Below are 18,973 nucleotides of genomic sequence, written 5' to 3' on the forward strand. Positions count from 1 at the left end.
TATAACTGTTACCCATGTATCCGGTCTAAAGTGTTACCCATGTTTCCGGTTCATACCCTGCGCTTACCCGGCCTACAAAATCCGCAAATTTGCATCTTGCCTCCCCTCCCCGCACAATGAACGCCTGTCGCAGTGAAGACAAAAGGTAACCTATGAGTCAGAGTCATTTCTTTGCCCACCTCTCCCGCCTGAAACTCATCAACCGCTGGCCGCTGATGCGCAATGTCCGCACGGAAAATGTGTCAGAGCACAGTCTGCAGGTTGCGATGGTCGCTCACGCGCTTGCCGCGATTAAAAATCGCAAATTCAACGGTCAGGTTAATGCGGAACGCATTGCCCTGCTGGCGATGTACCACGATGCGTCAGAAGTGCTCACCGGCGACCTGCCTACGCCGGTGAAATATTTCAATTCGCAGATTGCGCAGGAATATAAGGCCATTGAGAAAATTGCCCAGCAGAAGCTGATTGAGATGGTGCCCGAAGAGCTTCGTGATATTTTCGAGCCGCTTATCAACGAGCATCAATACACGGAAGAGGAGAAGTCGCTGGTTAAACAGGCCGACGCGCTGTGTGCCTATCTGAAGTGTCTCGAAGAGTTGTCCGCAGGGAATAACGAATTCTTGCTGGCGAAAACGCGCCTGGAAAAAACGCTGGAATCCCGCCGCAGCGAAGAGATGGATTACTTTATGCAGGTGTTTGTACCGAGCTTCCATTTATCGCTGGATGAGATCAGCCAGGATTCTCCCCTCTGATTTACGCCCAGCGGCGCTGCGCTTGCAGGGCCTGCTGGCTTGTTGGCCGGGTAAGGCGCAGCCGCCACCCGGCAAAATGCTCAGAACGGAAACAGGACCGGTATCAATACCACGCACACCACCATCACCAGCACGGTGAACGGCACGCCCAGCTTCACGAAATCGCTGAATCGATAGTTCCCCGGTCCCAGCACCAGCGTGTTTACCGGTGAAGAGACCGGCGTCATAAACGCCGCGGAAGCGGCCATCGCCACCATCATCGCAAACGGATACGGCGATACGCCCATGGACTTCGCCATCGCCAGGGCGATAGGTGCCATCAGTACCGCCGTTGCGGTGTTCGAGATAAACAGGCCGATGGTGGCGCACATGATAAACAGGCAGACCATCATCATGTATGGCCCATACCCGCCGCCCACGTCCATTAAGCCTTTAACGATCAGATCTACCCCGCCGGTTTTTTGCAGCGCCAGGGCAAAAGGCATCATCCCGACAATGAGAATGATGCTCGGCCAGTGAATGGCCTTATAGGCGCTTTCGGCGTCAATGCAGCGGAATTTACCCATCAACAGGCAGGCGATGATTGCGGCGACCGGATTGGGGATCTCATCGGTCAGCATCAGCGCCACCATCAATACCAGGCAAAAAATCGCATGGGGCGCCTGGCTGTGCGCGGGCGACGCGTCGCTCTCCTCAACGGGCATGTTGAGCACCACAAAATCACGCCCTTTTTGCCCGAGCTGGCTAATCAGCTTCCAGTTACCGACGACGAGAAAAATATCGCCCAGCAGGATCGGCTCATCCACCACCGCCCCTTCCATCGCCACGCCATCGCGCTTCAGCCCCACGACGTTCAGGCCATAGCGGGTGCGGAACCCCATCTCCCGCACGGTTTTACCCAGCAGTTCCGACTCCGGGATCAGCGACACCTCGGCCATGCCGACATCCAGCGCCTGATCGGAGAAATACTCCCCGCGCAGCACCATCGGCTCCAGCAGCTGTTCGCTGCAGAACTCGCGCAGGTCCACATCCGCGGTGGACATATCAATCAGCAGGACGTCACGCGCGCGGAATTCCGACACCCCGTTGACGTTGACGATCACCCGGCGAAACCGTCGCCAGCGCTCTACGCCGATCACATTCGCGCCATAGCGCTCACGCAGCTTCAGGTCATCCAGCCGCTGCCCCACCATCGGCGAGCCGGGCCGGATCGCCAGACGGCGCGCGCGCCCGGTAAGGCGGTACTCTTTAATCAGATCGCGGAAGGTGCGTCGCTTCCATCCTTCTTTATTTTTGTCCTGTTTTTCACCTTTCAGGGCAAAACGGGTCAGCAGCATGTAGACCACGCCCATGACCAGAATGACCAGCCCAAGCGGGGTGACGCTGAAAAAGCTAAAGCCCTCAAATCCTTCCCGGATCAGTTCGCTGTTGACCACCAGGTTCGGCGGCGTGGCCACCAGGGTCATCATGCCGCTGATAAGCCCGGCAAAGCTCAGGGGCATCATCAGGCGCGACGGCGAGCTCTGCATCCGCATGGAGACGCTCAGCACCACCGGGATAAAGATAGCGACCACGCCCGTGGAGCTCATAAACGCCCCCAGCCCGGCGACGGTCACCATCAGGTAGATTAGCATCTTGGTTTCGCTGCTGCCCGCCACCTTCACCAGCCACGACCCCATGATGGTCGCTACGCCGGTGCGCACCAGCCCATCACCGATAATAAACAGGGCGGCAATCAGGATAACGTTGGGATCGCTAAATCCGGAGAAGGCTTCCGGCAGCGTCAGCGTTCCGCTGAGCACAAACGCGACGATGACAAACAGGGCGACGGCGTCCATGCGTACCTTGCCCGTGGCAAAAAGAATGATGGCGATTAAAAGCAGGCTCAGGACCCAAATCAGTTCACCGTTCACAACCTATCCTTGTCAGTGGAAGATGAGGAATTTTGCCATAAAAAAGCCCCAGCAATGTGGGGCCATATCATGGGATTACATTTTTAGCGAGACGGTTACAACTCCGTCAGAGGCTTTTGAAACAGACAGTGCCGTCAGTGAATCCAGCACCAGGTCTGCCTCGTCCAGGCGGGGAGATTCCGCCGGAACGTTAACGGCGATGACGTGGCTTCCTGCGTTCAGCCCGGCCAGTACGCCAGCCGCCGCATCTTCGACCACCACGCACTCTGCAGGGTCCAGGCCCAGCAGTTCAGCGCCCAGTAAAAATGCGTCAGGCTCCGGTTTACCCCGCTTCACGCGCTCCGCCGTGATAAACACGTCCGGCGTTGGCAACCCTGCAGCCTTGTGCCGGGCGTGGGCCACCGGCACGGAACCGGAGGTGACAATAGCCCACGGGATCTGCGCCTCGTTCAGATGCTCAAGCAGTTCGCGCGCGCCCGGTAACGCGGTGATGCCGTCCGTATCGGTGGCTTCAATGTGTTCCAGGTACTTGAACTCCGCCTGAATGTCCTCCTCAGAGCGTCCGGCCAGGAAGTGCCGTAGCGAGGTAATGGCCTGTTTGCCATGGATAAAATTCAGCACGTCCTGATGGTCGATGCCATGTCTGTCAGCCCAATGGCACCAGGAACGTTCCACAACCGGCAGCGAGTCCACCAGCGTACCGTCCAGATCAAACAGAAAACCTCTACACTGCACACGCACCTCCGTCAGGCATTAATGATTTGTTGAATTTCGTTGCTGCTTAAATGGTACTGACGCGGGCAGGCGTGCCACGCGCTCAGCATACGCTGATATTTATCCCACATCGGGGTCTGCGCGTTGAAGCCGTGGGTGCCCGCGTCAAAGTGGGTATAACGCCCTTCTGTATTCACCATAAAGCGAACATAGCTCAGATAACGCGCTTCCGTTGCGGCATCAAAGCCTAAGAAGGTCACGCGGCGCTCGTCAATGGACTGCTGATCTTTGAGATTCGTCCAGGACACATGCAGGGCGTGATACATCTCCATAATGTCGATCACGATGCGACAGGTTTCTTCTTTCAGCTCGCCAAACTCGCGGTCCAGTTCGCGCATTTGTAGACCAAAGCCGCGTTCGACGATGGTTTGCAGGCGGCTGTAGCGCGCAGCGTTATCGGGATCAAGCATAGTCATCATCTTGTACTGGTTAGACAAAATCAGACGTTGGGCATGGGTCATTTCCATCTTTCGACTCCTGTAGCGCATTGCACTTAAAAAAAAGACACGGTAACTGATTGTTACTGTGCCCTCTTTTCTTGGTCGTTTCGATGATCAATCACAAGTCATCGAGGAATGTTTTATCCAGTTGCTTAAATGCACGCTTTAACGTGTCCGCCAGCGCCTGGTAATCCGGCTTGCCTTCCACCGGGGCGAGCGCCTGCCCGGCCTCTTCCAGTTTACCGCGCACTTCATAAAACCAGTGTAAAATAGAAGGGGGAAGTGGCGTGATGGACCGTTTACCTAACCACCACAGGCCCTGCATTGGCAGGCTTAATGCGAAGAGCGCCGTGGCAACGGCAGGACCAAGCTGTCCACCCAACGCAATCTGCCAGCACAGCGTAAAGATAGCGACAGGCGGCATAAAGCGAATCGCATAGCGCGTAGCGCGGATGGTGCGATTCTCAATAAACATCGGCGCAAGGCGCTTTTCCATCGGCCACGTCTTTGCGTAATGCTGTCCCCGACGAAACAGGCTAAAGAAATTAACGGACGGGTTCTCTGGTGTCGACATGGCTGTACCTCAACTTCACATATAAAAATTAAAATTTTCGTGCAAAACCACAACAAGCTATGACAACGTTCAAAATATTTTGTCATCACTACCCCGTATCGGGTATCCTGTGCCAGCCTGATAGGGCCTTAGACGAGAATCATTAGCTCGTCAAATTATTGCATATTATGCCTTTGGCTGAAAATTGTGCAAAATGGCATAAAATCATAGTTATTTCTTCCATCATGCCACAATGTTCGTTTGGCATGATGTTAATCATAAATGTCCGGGTCATCATGCGTTACGCTGTTAGACTCACTGACGTTTTTTTAGCCACGTATCAATAATAGGTACTTCCATGTCGAGTAAGTTAGTACTGGTTCTGAACTGCGGTAGCTCCTCACTGAAATTCGCCATCATCGATGCGCTCAACGGTGACGAATACCTCTCTGGTTTGGCCGAATGTTTCCATCTGCCTGAAGCACGTATCAAGTGGAAGATGGACGGCAGCAAACAAGAAGCGGCTTTAGGTGCAGGCGCCGCTCACAGTGAAGCGCTGAACTTTATCGTTAACACTATTCTGGCACAAAAACCAGAACTGTCTGCTCAGCTGACTGCGATTGGTCACCGTATCGTCCACGGCGGCGAAAAATACACCAGCTCCGTGGTGATCGACGACTCTGTGATCCAGGGCATCAAAGACTCTGCCTCTTTCGCACCGCTGCACAACCCGGCTCACCTGATCGGTATCGCTGAAGCGCTGAAATCCTTCCCGAATCTGAAAGACAAAAACGTGGCCGTATTCGACACCGCGTTCCATCAGACCATGCCGGAAGAGTCTTACCTCTATGCCCTGCCATACAGCCTGTACAAAGAGCACGGCGTACGTCGTTACGGCGCGCACGGCACCAGCCACTTCTATGTGACTCAGGAAGCGGCAAAAGTGCTGAACAAGCCGGTTGAAGAACTGAACATCATCACCTGCCACCTGGGCAACGGTGGTTCTGTTTCTGCTATCCGCAACGGTAAATGTGTTGATACGTCCATGGGTCTGACCCCGCTGGAAGGTCTGGTGATGGGTACCCGTTCCGGTGACATCGACCCGGCGATCATCTTCCACCTGCACGACACCCTGGGCATGAGCGTTGACCAGATCAACAAAATGCTGACCAAAGAGTCTGGCCTGCTGGGTCTGACCGAAGTCACCAGCGACTGCCGTTACGTTGAAGACAACTACGCAGAGAAAGAAGACGCTAAACGTGCAATGGACGTTTACTGCCACCGTCTGGCGAAATACATCGGCTCTTACACTGCGCTGATGGAAGGCCGTCTGGACGCGGTTATCTTCACCGGTGGTATCGGTGAGAACGCGGCAATGGTTCGTGAACTGTCCCTGGGCAAACTGGGCGTTCTGGGCTTCGACGTTGATCACGAGCGTAACCTGGCTGCCCGCTTCGGCAAGTCTGGCTTCATCAACAAAGAAGGCACCCGCCCTGCTCTCGTTATCCCAACTAACGAAGAACTGGTCATCGCGCAAGACGCGCACCGCCTGACTGCCTGATTCCACACCGCCAGCAATGCTGGCGGTGCTGTTTTGTAACCCGCCCGATTTGGGCGGTAACGAAAGAGGATAAACCGTGTCCCGTACTATTATGCTGATCCCTACCGGAACCAGCGTCGGCCTGACCAGCGTCAGCCTTGGCGTTATCCGTGCTATGGAACGCAAAGGCGTTCGTCTGAGCGTCTTTAAGCCAATCGCCCAGCCACGTGCCGGTGGCGATGCACCAGACCAGACCACCACCATCGTTCGCAAGAACTCCAATCTGCCGGCGGCTGAACCGCTGAAGATGAGCCATGTTGAGTCTCTGCTCTCCAGCAACCAGAAAGACGTGCTGATGGAAGAGATCATCGCCAACTACCATGCTAACGCGCAAGACGCAGAAGTGGTGCTGGTTGAAGGTCTGGTTCCAACCCGCAAACACCAGTTTGCCCAGTCTCTGAACTTCGAAATCGCGAAAACCCTGAACGCAGAGATCGTTTTCGTGATGTCTCAGGGCACTGATACCCCGGAACAGCTGAACGAGCGTATCGAACTGACGCGCAGCAGCTTCGGCGGCGCGAAAAATACCAACATCACCGGCGTGATCGTCAACAAACTGAACGCGCCAGTGGATGAGCAGGGCCGTACTCGCCCTGACCTGTCCGAGATCTTCGACGACTCGTCCAAAGCGAAAGTCATCAAAGTTGACCCGGCTAAGCTGCAGGAGTCGAGCCCGCTTCCGGTTCTGGGCGCGGTGCCATGGAGCTTCGATCTGATTGCCACCCGTGCAATCGACATGGCGCGTCACCTGAACGCGACCGTGATTAACGAAGGCGACATTAACACCCGTCGCGTGAAGTCCGTGACCTTCTGTGCGCGTAGCATTCCGCACATGCTGGAACACTTCCGCGCAGGTTCCCTGCTGGTGACCTCCGCAGACCGTCCTGACGTGCTGGTTGCAGCCTGCCTGGCCGCAATGAACGGCGTGGAAATCGGTGCGATCCTGCTGACCGGTGCCTACGAGATGGACCCACGCGTCAGCAAGCTGTGCGAACGCGCGTTCGCTACCGGCCTGCCGGTCTTCATGGTGAACACCAACACCTGGCAGACCTCCCTGAGCCTGCAGAGCTTCAACCTGGAAGTGCCGGTTGATGACCACGAGCGTATCGAGAAAGTTCAGGAATACGTTGCGGGCTACATCAACGCAGACTGGATCGAATCCCTGACCGCGACCTCCGAGCGCAGCCGCCGTCTGTCTCCGCCAGCCTTCCGCTACCAGCTGACCGAGCTGGCGCGTAAAGCGGGCAAACGCGTTGTTCTGCCAGAAGGCGACGAACCACGTACCGTTAAAGCGGCGGCTATCTGTGCAGAGCGCGGCATCGCGACCTGTGTGCTGCTGGGTAACCCGGATGAGATCAACCGCGTAGCGGCCTCTCAGGGCGTTGAGCTGGGCGCTGGCATCGAAATCGTTGACCCGGAAGTGGTTCGCGAAAGCTACGTTGCCCGTCTGGTTGAGCTGCGTAAGAACAAGGGCATGACCGAAGCCGTTGCGCGTGAGCAGCTGGAAGACAACGTGGTGCTGGGCACGCTGATGCTGGAGCAGGACGAAGTTGACGGCCTGGTTTCCGGTGCGGTTCACACCACGGCGAACACCATCCGTCCACCGCTGCAGCTGATCAAAACCGCGCCAGGCAGCTCTCTGGTGTCTTCCGTGTTCTTCATGCTGCTGCCTGAACAGGTTTACGTTTACGGCGACTGCGCGATCAACCCGGATCCAACCGCAGAGCAGCTGGCTGAGATCGCTATCCAGTCCGCAGACTCCGCGACCGCTTTCGGTATCGAGCCACGCGTGGCGATGCTCTCCTACTCCACCGGCACATCTGGTGCAGGTAGCGACGTAGAGAAAGTGCGTGAAGCGACCCGTATTGCGCAGGAAAAACGCCCTGATCTGATGATCGACGGCCCGCTGCAGTACGATGCCGCAGTCATGGCTGACGTTGCAAAATCCAAAGCGCCGAACTCGCCGGTTGCAGGTCGCGCTACCGTGTTCATCTTCCCGGATCTGAACACCGGTAACACCACCTACAAAGCGGTACAGCGTTCTGCCGACCTGATCTCCATCGGGCCAATGCTGCAGGGCATGCGCAAACCTGTGAACGACCTGTCTCGTGGCGCACTGGTAGACGATATCGTTTACACCATCGCGCTGACAGCGATCCAGTCTTCGCAGCAGCAGTAATGTACTGCCGGATGGCGCTTCGCTTATCCGGTCTACAAAACCGTAGGCCCGGTAAGCGCTAGCGCCACCGGGCAACAAAAAGGCGACCACTTAACCGGTCGCCTTTTTTATTTACAGCAGTTCGCGCGCCGCCGATACAATGTCATGTGCCGTCAGGCCATACTCTTTCTGCAGGAAATCCTGCGTTCCCACCTGGCCGTAACGCTCCTTGACCCCGACCCGCCGCATCGGCACCGGACAGGTTTCCACCAGCACTTCCGCTACCGCCGACCCCAGCCCGTTGTGAATGCTGTGGTTTTCACAGGTCACGATGCGCCCGGTTTTCTCGGCGTAGTTTTTCACCAGCATCCGGTCGATGGGCTTCAGGGTAAACATGTCGATGACCGCCGCGCTGACGCCCTCCTGCTCAAGCTGCCGCGCCGCCTCAAGGGCTTCTGCAACCATGATGCCGTTGGCAATCAGCGTAATATCGCTCCCCTCGCGCAGCACGTTACCTTTTCCAATGGTGAAGGTGGAGCCCGGCGCATACATGCTCGGCGCCTGCTTACGAATGGTCCGCACCCAGTAGAAGCCGTCGAGATCGATAAGCTGGCGCAGCACGTCCTCAAACATCACCGCGTCGGTCACCTCCAGCACCACCGAATGCGCCAGCCCGCGCACAATGCCCATATCCTCAAACGACATATGCGTTCCGCCGTTGTGGCAGGCCGTCACGCCCGCGTCTGAGGCAATCACCTTCACGTTGTTGCGCTGATAGTCGAGGGACATAAACAGCTGGTCAAAGCAGCGGCGGCTGGCAAAGGCGGTGAAGGTGTGAACGAACGGCTTGCGGCCGGTAAGCGACAGCCCGGCTGCCGTGCCGATGACGTTAGCTTCCATAATGCCGCAGTTAATCACGTGCTGCGGATAGTCGCGCGCCACGCCGTCCATCGCCATCGAGCTCATCAGGTCGGCTTCAAGCGCAATGATGTCGCTTCCGGCCTCAATCTGCTTTGCCACGAAGCCCGCGTAAACTTTACGCATCTCAACGGCGTCTTTCTGTCCTGCCGGTGCAACCTTAATCATGTGAAGCCTCCAGTTGGCGAATCGTCTCGTTGAGGGCCGCTTTACTCTCCGCGGTCAATCGCAGGTGATGCGAGTTGCTGAGCTGCTCCAGATACGGCACCCCCTGGCCTTTGATGCTGTCAAGGATCACCACCCGCGGGCGAGCGTCCGCGGCAGGCACCCGGGACGTTACCTCCAGCAGCGCAGGAATGTCGTCCCCTTTCACCGTCACCACGTCAAAGCCAAAGGCGCGGAATTTGCCCTCGAGGTCGAACGCGCAGATGATCTCGTCCAGCTCGCCGTCGAGCTGCTGTTTGTTCCAGTCGACAAATACCGTCAGGTTGTTCAGGCGATGGTGGGCAATAAACTGGAACGCTTCCCAGCACTGACCTTCGTTCAGCTCGCCGTCGCCGACGATGCAGAAGACCCGATTCGGCCGCCCGGCCAGTCTGTGCGACAGCGCCATGCCGCCGGCGATGGAAATCCCCTGCCCCAGCGAACCGGTGGTAGCATCTACGCCGCGCGTTTTCAGACGGTCCGGGTGGCTCGGCAGGCGCGTCCCGTTTTGGTTGAGCGTGCTCAGCTCTTCTGTCGGGAAGTAGCCCTTGATCGCCAGGGTGCTGTAGAGCGCGGGGCCCGCATGGCCTTTTGACAGCACGAAATAGTCTCGCTCCGGCCAGTCCGGGTCCGCCGGGTCGATTTTCATCACCGCGCCGTACAGCACGGCCAGGGTTTCAACCACCGACATGCTGCCCCCGTAGTGGCCAAAGCCCAGCTGCGTCAGGGATTTCAGCGTCTCCAGGCGGATCTGACGCGCGAGTTCGGTTATCTCTTTCTCATTCATGATTTGGCTCCGGTGTTTTCCTGCGCGTTACCGCCCGCAGGTTTGTTTTTCGCGAAGACGTTGTACGCCACCAGCAGCGCGAACAGCGCCACGACCAGCCCGGTGATAGCCAGCGGCGACAGGAAGCGCGCCAGGTTGCCGAGCACAATCCCAACCGCGCCGAAGTCGGCGTCAGAGAAGGTGGTGTTGGCAAAGCCAATGGCGCCCAGTACCGGCAGCAGCAGGACCGGCAGGAAGGTAATCAGCAGGCCGTTGGCAAAGGCGCCAATCATCGCCCCGCGACGTCCGCCGGTGGCGTTACCGAACACGCCCGCGGTTGCGCCGGTGAAGAAGTGCGGCACCACGCCCGGGAGGATCAGCACCCAGCTAAACTGACCGCAGATGAACAACCCCACAATCCCGCCGAGGAAGCTGAACAGGAAGCCAATCAGCACCGCGTTAGGTGCATAGGGATATACCACCGGGCAGTCCAGCGCAGGACGCGCGTTCGGCACCAGTTTTTCCGAGAAGCCGGTAAAGGCCGGGACGATTTCCGCCAGAATCAGGCGTACGCCCTGAAGGATGATGAACACACCTGCCGCAAAGGTTATCGCCATGATGATGGCGTAGACCAGGTAGTTCTGGCCGCCGCTGAAGGTCGCCTCGACGTACTCACGTCCGGCGCTCACCGCCAGGATGAGGTAGATAATCATCATGGTCAGGGAGATGGAGATTGAGCTGTCGCGCAGGAAGCTCAGGTTCTTCGGCAGGTTCATCTCTTCCGTTGAGCGGGAGCCCTTACCGACCTTGCTGCCAATCCAGCCGGACAGCACGTAGCCCAGCGTGCCGAAGTGGCCGAAGGCAATCTCATCGTTGCCGGTAATGCGCTTCATGTAGCGCTGCGCAATCGCCGGGAAGAAAGCCATGATCAGGCCGAGGATCAGCGACCCGGTAAAGACCAGCCCTACGCCTTCAAAGCCCGCCACCGTCAGGATCACGCCAATCATGCACGCCATATAAAACGTGTGGTGTCCGGTCAGGAAGATATACTTCAGGCGGGTAAAGCGGGCGACGATAATATTCGCCACCATCCCGAAGGCCATAATCAGCGCGGTCGCTGCACCGTATTTTTCGAGCGCAATGGACACAATGGCTTCATTGTTTGGAATAATGCCCTGAATAGTAAAGGCGTGTTCAAACATGCCGCCTAACGGATTTAATGATCCCACCAGCACGGTGGCACCGCCGCCCAGTACAATAAAGCCCAGAATAGTTTTAATGGTCCCTTTCACCACGTCTGAAAACGCTTTTTTTTGCGCAACCAGACCGATTAACGCAATTAAGCCCACCAGCACCGAAGGGACTTTTAAAATATCAACAACGAAATTCAGCGTTTCAAGGATAAACATATCCACCTCGCCTTATCAGGGTTATTGTCTTTCGAACCAGGCGCGCAGCTGCGCTTCAAGTTCGTTGATGTCGATGATGTTGTTGATCACCACCAGCTGGCTCTCCGGCACGCTGGCGCTGGCCGCAATGTCTTTTGCCATCACGAACAGATCGGCCGCGCCCGGCGTCGCCGAGGAGAGATCGGAGTGTTCAACCTCAGCCTCGATCTCCAGCTTTTTGAGCACCTTTTTAATATTCATTTCGACCATAAAGCTGCTGCCCAGGCCAGAACCGCAAATAGCCATGATTTTCATTGTTGTCCCCTTATTTTGAGTAGAGTACGCCCCATCACGCTGACGCGTAATGTAGTGAAAAACCGGATTACAGAATTAAATCAGAAGCGGTTAATAATTGTTTTAATTTCCTCCAGGGTATTCGCCTGATGCAGTTTCTCCATCTCCTCGTCGCTGGAAAATAATTCTGCGAGTGCGGATATCATTTCGATATGGCTATGTTTGTCTGGTGCCGCGAGCATGATAATCACATCGACAGGGTCAAACTCACCGGCACCAAACGAGACGCCCTGTTTTAGTTTTAATAACGACAACCCCAGTCCTTTGGCGCCTTCCTCCGGCCGCGCATGCGGCATCGCCAGCCCTGGTGCCAGCACATAATAAGGTCCTAACGCGTGGTGCTGCTTGATGATGGCAGTGACGTATTCAGGCTCAATCACCTGCAAATCCAGCAGCGGCTTCGCGCACAGCTTCAGCGCCTGCGGCCAGTCTTCCACGCTCTCCTGCAGCGTGATGGTTGTATCATATATCCATTTTTTGAGCACTTTTCACTCCCGCCACACGTTTAAGATGAGCAAACTTTATTCAACGCATCGCGGATTGACTGCGATCGCGATCACAAAGATAGCGCTACCAATCGTTAACATGCAGAAATGTGATAGCGCTATCAAATTGCAATCACGTTGCTAAATCACAGCAAAAAAAGGGATTTAAGGCGTATACTGCCTGTCACGTGAAACGAAGGAAAAAAAGAACGCGTCTGGTCAGCAGGAAGGTGTATGTCTCTAACCCGAAAACGGCGCAGTACTGGTAAAGTGACACTCGCCGATGTCGCACAGCTTGCCGGTGTGGGCACGATGACCGTGTCCCGTGCGCTTCGCACGCCCGAACAGGTTTCCGATAAACTACGAGAAAAAATAGAAGCCGCGGTACAAGAGTTAGGCTATATGCCCAATCTTGCAGCCAGTGCCCTTGCCTCGGCCTCGTCATGGACAATAGCCATGGTGGTGCCCAACCTCTCCGAAGCCGGCTGCTCGGAGATGTTCGCCGGGCTACAGCAGGTGCTGCAGCCTGCCGGATATCAGATCATGCTGGCAGAATCCCAGCATCGTCTTGAGCAGGAGGAGAAGTTGCTGGAGACGCTGCTGGCGTCAAATATCGCCGCAGCGATTTTGCTCAGCGTTGAACATACCGACACCGTTCGCCACTGGCTGAAAAACGCCTCGATTCCGGTGATGGAGATGGGCGCCATGCGCGCCGATCCGATTGATATGAACATCGGGATTGATAACGTGGCGGCCATGTTTGAGCTCACGGAAATGGTGATTAAGCGCGGCTATCAAAACATTGGCCTGCTGTGCGCCAACCAGGAGCAGTGGATTTTCCAGCAGCATCTGCAGGGCTGGTATAAAGCCATGCTTCGCCACCATATGTCGCCTAACCGGGTCATTAACGCGGCGATGCCGCCGAGCTTCTCGACCGGCGCGGCGCAGCTGCCCGAATTCCTGCTGGCGTGGCCTGAGCTGGATGCGCTGGTGTGCGTCTCTGACGAGCTGGCCTGCGGCGCGCTGTACGAGTGCCAGCGCAGGCGAATCAAAGTGCCGGACGATCTGGCAGTGGTAGGGTTTGGCGATAGCGACGTGAGCCGCGTCTGTCAGCCGCCGCTGACGACCATGGCGGTGCCGCATCGTAAGATTGGCATCGAAGCCGGGAAAGCGCTACTGGAGCGCCTGAATGGCGGAGACTGGCGCGATCAAAAGCCCATCGCGTCCAGCCTGTGTCTGAGAGAGAGCTGCTGACGCTTACTCAGCCTCTTCCTCTTTTTCTGATTTGGTCGATTCGTTTTTGGCGTTGCGGGTCATCCACAGCGCCAGCGCTTTTAACGAATCCGGCGTGAACTCGTCGCAGCGCGCAGTGATCTCTTCCGGCGTCATCCAGCTGACTTCACTCACTTCTTCTTCCTGCAGGGCGAACGGGCCGTGGGAGACGCAGCTAAACAGCCCGCCCCAGACGCGGCAGTTCTCGTCTTCGAAATAGAACTGACCGTGCTCGGCAAACGGCACGCCGGCGATGCCTAACTCTTCTTCCGCTTCACGACGCGCAGAATCCAGCAGCACTTCATCCGCCTGGACGACACCGCCTGCAGTGGCATCCAGCATACCCGGGAGAAAATCTTTGGTGTCCGTGCGGCGCTGAACCAGAATTTTACCCATACCGTCATGCACAACGATATATGTCGCACGGTGACGCAGGCGCTCCGCACGCATTTGCTCGCGGCTGGCCTGCGCGATCACTTCATTCTCTTCGTTGACAATGTCAACCCACTCTGTACTTGCCAAATGACTCTGCTCCACCATCGGGAAACCTTCTTTTCTAAGCGCTCTTTCGGCGCGTTTGCAGTTGAGGTGTAACTTACGGATTAATCGCTACCTGCGCAATAACTTGCTGATCATTAAGTGCGATAACGCTCAGGGTATTTCCTTCCAGCATGCCGTAGCTCGCAGGATACCCGCCTTTTGGAATGCTGACCGAGCCCGGATTAAAGTGATAAATCTCACCGCGTTTTTCCGCAACCGGAATATGAGTATGACCGTAAACCAGGACATCGCCAGCCGCGAGGGCCGGGAGATTATCCGGGCTGAAAAGATGCCCGTGGGTCAGGAACAGACGGTGTTGTTCGAGCAGCACCTGCTGCCACGGCGCGGTAATGGGAAAATGCAGCAGCATCTGGTCCACTTCGCTGTCACAGTTGCCGCGAACGGCGATGATGCGCGAGGCATACGGGTTGAGTTTTTCCGCGACCTGCGCAGGGTCATAGCCTTCCGGCAGCGCGTTGCGTGGGCCGTGATTCAACACGTCACCCAGAATAATCAGCCACTTCGCACCGCTTTTCTCAAACAGAGAAAGGACACGCTCGGTCGCGGGCAGCGATCCATGGATATCCGACGCAAACATCAGTTTCATCAGTCACTCCTCGGGAAAACAGACTGCCCCCATCATACCTGAAGCGTCAGGGCTTATCAGCCCGCGCGCTTGGCCGAGAGTGCCACATAGCGCTGTACGGAGGCACGCTGCCACTGGAATGCGGCATAATCCACCAGCAGCTGCGGCACCTCATCACCGTTGAGGATCAGGCGGTTTAGCATCAACGCCAGATCGGCATCCGCAATGCACCACTCGCCGAACAGGTTTGGGTTGCCATGGGCGAGCAGTAAGGAGGCGGTTTCAATCAGCTTCTGCGCGCTTTCCTGGCCTTCTGCGCTGAGGTCGGGCTTTTTCACCCCGGCAAACACGACGTCCGTCGAGCGTTCCACGCGAATCGGCACCAGATCGCTGCGCAGCCACGCCTGGATCTGCCGCGCCCGGGCGCGCTTTTGCAGATCGTGAGGATAGATACGCTCCCACTCCGGGGGGGCGAACCGATCTTCCAGGTATTCATCGATCGCCGACGATTCGCTCAGGGCAAATCCGTCAATCTCCAGCACCGGCACGCGACGGGTCAGGTCGTAACCCTGCCACTGCGGCTTGAGATGTTCACCGCCGTCGAGATCAACGGTCTTCAGGGTAAAAGCGAGTCCTTTTTCGGCCAGCGCAACGTAAACGCTCATGACATAGGGAGAAAAGAAGTTCGCATCGGACCACAACGTGATGACGGGCTGGTTCATAACATCCTCATAGGCTGATCGGTTTTTACTCAACATATAACCTCTTGGCCTCGCTGTCACTTGATGAAAACTCACGATTTACAACAACCACCTATACTCATTTGTCATGGCACCACTATTCGCATGGACAGGAGTTGAGAATGATCGACCTTTATTATGCCCCTACCCCAAACGGCCATAAGATCACCCTCTTTCTTGAAGAAGCCGAGCTGGATTACAGGATCATTCGCGTGGATATCAGCAAAGGCGAGCAGTTCAGCCCTCTCTTTCTGGCTATCTCGCCGAATAATAAAATCCCGGCCATCATTGATAACCAGCCGGCGGACGGGGGCAGACCGTTGAGCCTGTTTGAATCCGGTGAAATTTTGCTCTACCTGGCGGAGAAAACCGGCAAGCTGCTGAGCGGCGAACTGCGCGAGCGCCACCATACGCTGCAATGGCTTTTCTGGCAGGCAAGCGGGCTGGGCCCCATGCTGGGACAAAATCATCATTTTACCGCTTACGCCCCGCAACCCATTCCTTATGCGATAGAGCGCTATCAGGTTGAGACGCAGCGGCTCTACGACGTTCTGAACCGTCGGCTGGAGAAAACGCCGTGGCTCGGGGGCGATCATTACAGTATTGCCGACATCGCCTGCTGGCCGTGGGTGAATACGCATGAAAAACACCGAATTGACCTGGCCGCTTACCCAGCGGTGAACAACTGGTTTGAGCGCATCCGGACCCGCCCGGCGACCGAGCGAGCGATGCAAAAAATCCAGCAAATTTAACCCGGTATGAGGCTGGGTGCCTGTGAGGCTCTCAGGTATTATGGGCAGGAAATACTGACACGGAGAAGACCTGCAATGTCACAGCCAGACGCCATTATTCGTATAAAAAATTTACGCCTGCGTACCTTCATCGGTATCAAAGAGGAAGAGATCGCCAACCGTCAGGATATTGTTATTAACGTGGTGATTCACTACCCCGCAGACAAAGCGCGCGCCAGCGAAGACATCAATGATGCGCTGAACTACCGCACAATCACCAAGAACATTATCCAGTTTGTGGAGAATAACCGTTTCTCTCTGCTGGAAAAATTAACTCAGGATGTGCTCGATATCGCACGCGAACATCACTGGGTCACTTATGCTGAAGTTGAGATCGATAAACTTCACGCCCTGCGTTACGCCGACTCCGTCTCTATGACGTTAAGCTGGAAACGCCAGGCGTAAACCTGGAGGTTGTATGAAGATTTTGCTGACCGGCGGTACTGGCCTGATTGGTCGTCACCTCATTGCGCGTCTGCAGGCCTTGCACCACGACATCACCGTGGTCTCGCGCAGCCCGGAAAAAGCGCGTCAGGTGCTGGGGGCAGGTGTTGATATCTGGAAAAATCTGGCCGAGCAGCAAAATCTGGACGGTTTCGACGCCGTTATTAACCTCGCGGGAGAACCCATCGCCGATAAGCGCTGGACGGAAGAGCAAAAACAGCTGTTATGCAGCAGCCGGTGGAACATTACCGAAAAGCTGGTCGAGCTGATCCGCAACAGCCATACGCCGCCTTCCGTGCTGATTTCGGGTTCCGCAGTAGGCTATTACGGCGATCTTGGCGAGGTGGTGGTGACCGAGGAAGAGCCTCCCCATAACGAGTTCACCCATAAGCTCTGCGCCCAGTGGGAGCGTATCGCCTGCGCGGCGCAGAGCGATCGGACCCGCGTCTGCCTGCTGCGGACCGGTGTCGTCCTCGCGCCGAAAGGCGGCATTCTGGCGAAGATGCTCCCGCCATTCCGACTCGGCCTTGGCGGCCCGATCGGTAATGGCCGTCAGTATATGGCGTGGATCCATATCGACGATATGGTCAACGGGATTCTCTGGCTGCTGGATAACGATCTGCGCGGGCCGTTTAACATGGTTGCGCCGTATCCGGTGCGAAATGAACAGTTTGCCCACGCGCTGGGACATGCCCTGCACCGCCCGGCGATATTGCGCGTGCCTGCGACGGCGATTCGGCTGCTGATGGGTGAAGCGTCTGTTCTGGTACTGGGCGGACAGAGAGCGCTGCCAAAACGGCTGGAAGCGGCCGGGTTTGCGTTCCGCTGGTATGAATTAGAAGAGGCACTGGGGGATGTGGTGCGGTGAATATGGTACAGTGACAGGCCATGTTCCGAAGAAATGGCGTAACAATGGCAACCATCACCACTCCCCGGCTTTACCTCACCCCTTTTGAACCCACTGACTGGGCCTTCTTCCGCTCGCTGCGTGAAGATCGCCGCATCATGCGCTATATGGCCGCCATCGCCCCGGAAAAAGAGACCCGACGCGTGTTTGCCGCGCGACTCGCTGCTGCTCATGTGTTTGTCATTCGCGCCCGGGATGATGATACGCCGCTGGGCGATATCGGCCTGCAAATCAGCGCTGAGAATCGTGAAGAGGCGGATATCGGCTATACGGTTGTGCCTGCCGCGCAGGGGAAAGGTATCGCCAGCGAGGCGCTGCGCGCGGTGTGTGATTACGCCTTTAACCAGACCGGCGTGAAGGCGATTAATGCGTACGTGCTGGCGGACAACGGCGGGTCGATACGGGTGCTGGAGAAAGCCGGGTTTGTGCGCACTCAGGTACTGGAAAAAGCGTATGAGATTGATGGCGTGCGCTATGACGACTGGGTGTACCGGCTGGAGTGTGGCGCGGCCTGAATGCCGGGCGGCACTGCGTTTGCCCGGCCTACGGTTTTGTAGGCCCGGTAAGCGAAGCGCCACCGGGCGATTGGGCTGCACTGCGGTCTGATGCCCTCTTACTTCAGAGAGCCTTTAAGGAACTGCTGCAAACGCGGGCTTTGCGGGTTTGCCAGCACCTCGTCCGGGTGGCCCTGCTCTTCAATTTTCCCCTGATGCAGGAAAATCACGTGGTTCGAGACGTTACGGGCGAAGCCCATCTCGTGCGTCACCACCACCATCGTTTTGCCCTCTTCGGCCAGCTTCTGCATGATGCGCAGCACTTCGCCAACGAGTTCAGGGTCCAGCGCGGAGGTCGGTTCGTCGAACAGCAGCACCTCGGGCTCCATCGCCAGCGCGCGGGCGATAGAGACACGCTGCTGCTGACCGCCGGAGAGATGCACCGGGTATTTCATCTGCTGGCGTTCGTCGATACCCACTTTCGCCAGGTATTTCACCGCGCGCTCGCGGGCTTCATGCTTGCTCAGGCCCAGCACCTGAACCGGTGCTTCCATCACGTTCTCCAGCACCGTCATGTGGCTCCAGAGGTTAAAGTGCTGGAATACCATCGTCAGGCGAGTACGCAGCAGGCGCAGCTGGTTCTTGTCTGCCACCTTCAGCTGGCCGTCTTTGTCACGCACCAGGTTGATATTCTGCCCGCTCACCACAATTGAGCCTTCACTCGGCTTTTCGAGGAAATTGATGCAGCGCAGGAAGGTACTTTTTCCCGAGCCGGATGAGCCGATGATACTGATCACGTCGCCCGCATTCGCCTGCAGCGACACCCCTTTCAGCACTTCATGTTCGCCGTAGCGTTTGTGCAAATCAATTACGTTTAATTTGTTCTCAGCCATC

The 18,973-nt window shown here is 56.6% G+C and carries 21 protein-coding genes; 8 read left to right on the plus strand and 13 right to left on the minus strand.

Annotation, left to right across the window (positions count from 1 at the left end; genetic code table 11):
- The first annotated feature begins 152 nt into the window (after positions 1-152).
- Positions 153-752: a 5'-deoxynucleotidase gene (gene yfbR, locus AA74_RS0115480; RefSeq protein WP_023344588.1), complete on the plus strand. Its 600-nt coding sequence runs from the start codon at positions 153-155 to the stop codon at positions 750-752.
- An 80-nt stretch (positions 753-832) separates the two neighbouring features.
- On the opposite strand, the gene AA74_RS0115485 is transcribed toward yfbR, so the two are convergent.
- The 4 genes from AA74_RS0115485 to yfbV form a co-directional block, all read right to left on the minus strand.
- Positions 833-2,665, minus strand: coding sequence for an SLC13 family permease (locus AA74_RS0115485; RefSeq protein ID WP_023344589.1), 1,833 nt, complete (start codon positions 2,663-2,665; stop codon positions 833-835).
- 75 nt (positions 2,666-2,740) lie between these two features.
- Positions 2,741-3,400, minus strand: coding sequence for a sugar phosphatase (locus AA74_RS0115490; protein WP_021241560.1), 660 nt, complete (start codon positions 3,398-3,400; stop codon positions 2,741-2,743).
- A gap of 11 nt (positions 3,401-3,411) precedes the next feature.
- Positions 3,412-3,906, minus strand: coding sequence for a YfbU family protein (locus AA74_RS0115495; protein WP_008502874.1), 495 nt, complete (start codon positions 3,904-3,906; stop codon positions 3,412-3,414).
- Between the two features lie 91 nt (positions 3,907-3,997).
- Positions 3,998-4,453, minus strand: coding sequence for a terminus macrodomain insulation protein YfbV (gene yfbV / locus AA74_RS0115500; RefSeq protein ID WP_008502875.1), 456 nt, complete (start codon positions 4,451-4,453; stop codon positions 3,998-4,000).
- A gap of 337 nt (positions 4,454-4,790) precedes the next feature.
- Here yfbV and ackA point away from each other — a divergent pair, with 337 nt between their 5' ends.
- Together ackA and pta are read left to right on the plus strand one after the other, a co-directional pair.
- A complete protein-coding gene (gene ackA, locus AA74_RS0115505; protein ID WP_008502876.1) occupies positions 4,791-5,993 on the plus strand; it encodes an acetate kinase in 1,203 nt (400 codons plus the stop codon).
- Positions 5,994-6,069: 76 nt separating this feature from the next.
- Entirely contained in the window at positions 6,070-8,211 is a 2,142-nt protein-coding gene (pta, locus tag AA74_RS0115510) for a phosphate acetyltransferase (RefSeq protein WP_023294122.1), read from the plus strand.
- 111 nt (positions 8,212-8,322) lie between these two features.
- On the opposite strand, the gene AA74_RS0115515 is transcribed toward pta, so the two are convergent.
- The 5 genes from AA74_RS0115515 to AA74_RS0115535 form a co-directional block, all read right to left on the minus strand.
- Positions 8,323-9,276, minus strand: coding sequence for a transketolase family protein (locus tag AA74_RS0115515; RefSeq protein WP_025912733.1), 954 nt, complete (start codon positions 9,274-9,276; stop codon positions 8,323-8,325).
- Positions 9,269-10,099 carry a transketolase gene (locus tag AA74_RS0115520; protein WP_025912734.1) on the minus strand — a complete coding sequence of 277 codons (831 nt, stop codon included), beginning with the start codon at positions 10,097-10,099 and terminating at the stop codon, positions 9,269-9,271. The genes AA74_RS0115515 and AA74_RS0115520 overlap by 8 nt, the downstream gene beginning before the upstream one ends.
- Complete coding sequence (locus AA74_RS0115525; protein ID WP_023336412.1) at positions 10,096-11,487, minus strand: PTS ascorbate transporter subunit IIC; 1,392 nt, start codon at positions 11,485-11,487, stop codon at positions 10,096-10,098. The genes AA74_RS0115520 and AA74_RS0115525 overlap by 4 nt, the downstream gene beginning before the upstream one ends.
- 21 nt (positions 11,488-11,508) lie before the next feature.
- Entirely contained in the window at positions 11,509-11,781 is a 273-nt protein-coding gene (locus AA74_RS0115530; protein ID WP_003861447.1) for a PTS sugar transporter subunit IIB, read from the minus strand.
- Positions 11,782-11,861: 80 nt separating this feature from the next.
- Positions 11,862-12,305 carry a PTS sugar transporter subunit IIA gene (locus AA74_RS0115535; RefSeq protein WP_025912735.1) on the minus strand — a complete coding sequence of 148 codons (444 nt, stop codon included), beginning with the start codon at positions 12,303-12,305 and terminating at the stop codon, positions 11,862-11,864.
- 234 nt (positions 12,306-12,539) lie between these two features.
- Between AA74_RS0115535 and AA74_RS0115540 the strand changes: the two genes are divergently transcribed.
- Positions 12,540-13,559, plus strand: coding sequence for a LacI family DNA-binding transcriptional regulator (locus AA74_RS0115540; protein WP_021241565.1), 1,020 nt, complete (start codon positions 12,540-12,542; stop codon positions 13,557-13,559).
- A gap of 3 nt (positions 13,560-13,562) precedes the next feature.
- On the opposite strand, the gene yfcD is transcribed toward AA74_RS0115540, so the two are convergent.
- Genes yfcD through yfcF form a run of 3 tightly spaced genes read right to left on the minus strand, consistent with a single transcriptional unit; the run spans position 13,563 to position 15,425 of the window.
- Positions 13,563-14,117, minus strand: coding sequence for an NUDIX hydrolase YfcD (gene yfcD, locus AA74_RS0115545; RefSeq protein ID WP_008502582.1), 555 nt, complete (start codon positions 14,115-14,117; stop codon positions 13,563-13,565).
- A gap of 55 nt (positions 14,118-14,172) precedes the next feature.
- Positions 14,173-14,724, minus strand: a complete 552-nt coding sequence (gene yfcE / locus AA74_RS0115550) for a phosphodiesterase (RefSeq protein WP_023325771.1) — start codon at positions 14,722-14,724, stop codon at positions 14,173-14,175.
- A 56-nt stretch (positions 14,725-14,780) separates the two neighbouring features.
- Positions 14,781-15,425: a glutathione transferase gene (yfcF, locus tag AA74_RS0115555; RefSeq protein WP_023325772.1), complete on the minus strand. Its 645-nt coding sequence runs from the start codon at positions 15,423-15,425 to the stop codon at positions 14,781-14,783.
- A gap of 140 nt (positions 15,426-15,565) precedes the next feature.
- Here yfcF and yfcG point away from each other — a divergent pair, with 140 nt between their 5' ends.
- From yfcG to AA74_RS0115575, 4 genes are all read left to right on the plus strand, one after another.
- Complete coding sequence (gene yfcG / locus AA74_RS0115560; RefSeq protein ID WP_008502585.1) at positions 15,566-16,195, plus strand: GSH-dependent disulfide bond oxidoreductase; 630 nt, start codon at positions 15,566-15,568, stop codon at positions 16,193-16,195.
- A gap of 75 nt (positions 16,196-16,270) precedes the next feature.
- Positions 16,271-16,639: a dihydroneopterin triphosphate 2'-epimerase gene (folX, locus tag AA74_RS0115565; protein WP_008502586.1), complete on the plus strand. Its 369-nt coding sequence runs from the start codon at positions 16,271-16,273 to the stop codon at positions 16,637-16,639.
- Between the two features lie 13 nt (positions 16,640-16,652).
- On the plus strand, positions 16,653-17,546 hold the full coding sequence (locus tag AA74_RS0115570) for a TIGR01777 family oxidoreductase (RefSeq protein WP_021241567.1): 894 nt from the start codon (positions 16,653-16,655) through the stop codon (positions 17,544-17,546).
- A 44-nt stretch (positions 17,547-17,590) separates the two neighbouring features.
- A complete protein-coding gene (locus AA74_RS0115575) occupies positions 17,591-18,100 on the plus strand; it encodes a GNAT family N-acetyltransferase (RefSeq protein WP_025912737.1) in 510 nt (169 codons plus the stop codon).
- 98 nt (positions 18,101-18,198) lie between these two features.
- Here the strand turns inward: AA74_RS0115575 and hisP are convergent, their stop codons facing one another.
- Positions 18,199-18,972 (minus strand): histidine ABC transporter ATP-binding protein HisP, encoded by a 774-nt coding sequence (hisP, locus tag AA74_RS0115580; RefSeq protein ID WP_014832781.1) that lies wholly within the window; start codon positions 18,970-18,972, stop codon positions 18,199-18,201.
- Position 18,973 lies beyond the last annotated feature (1 nt).

The organism is Enterobacter sp. 5-4 (assembly GCF_000612205.1).
Taxonomy (GTDB): domain Bacteria; phylum Pseudomonadota; class Gammaproteobacteria; order Enterobacterales; family Enterobacteriaceae; genus Enterobacter; species Enterobacter roggenkampii.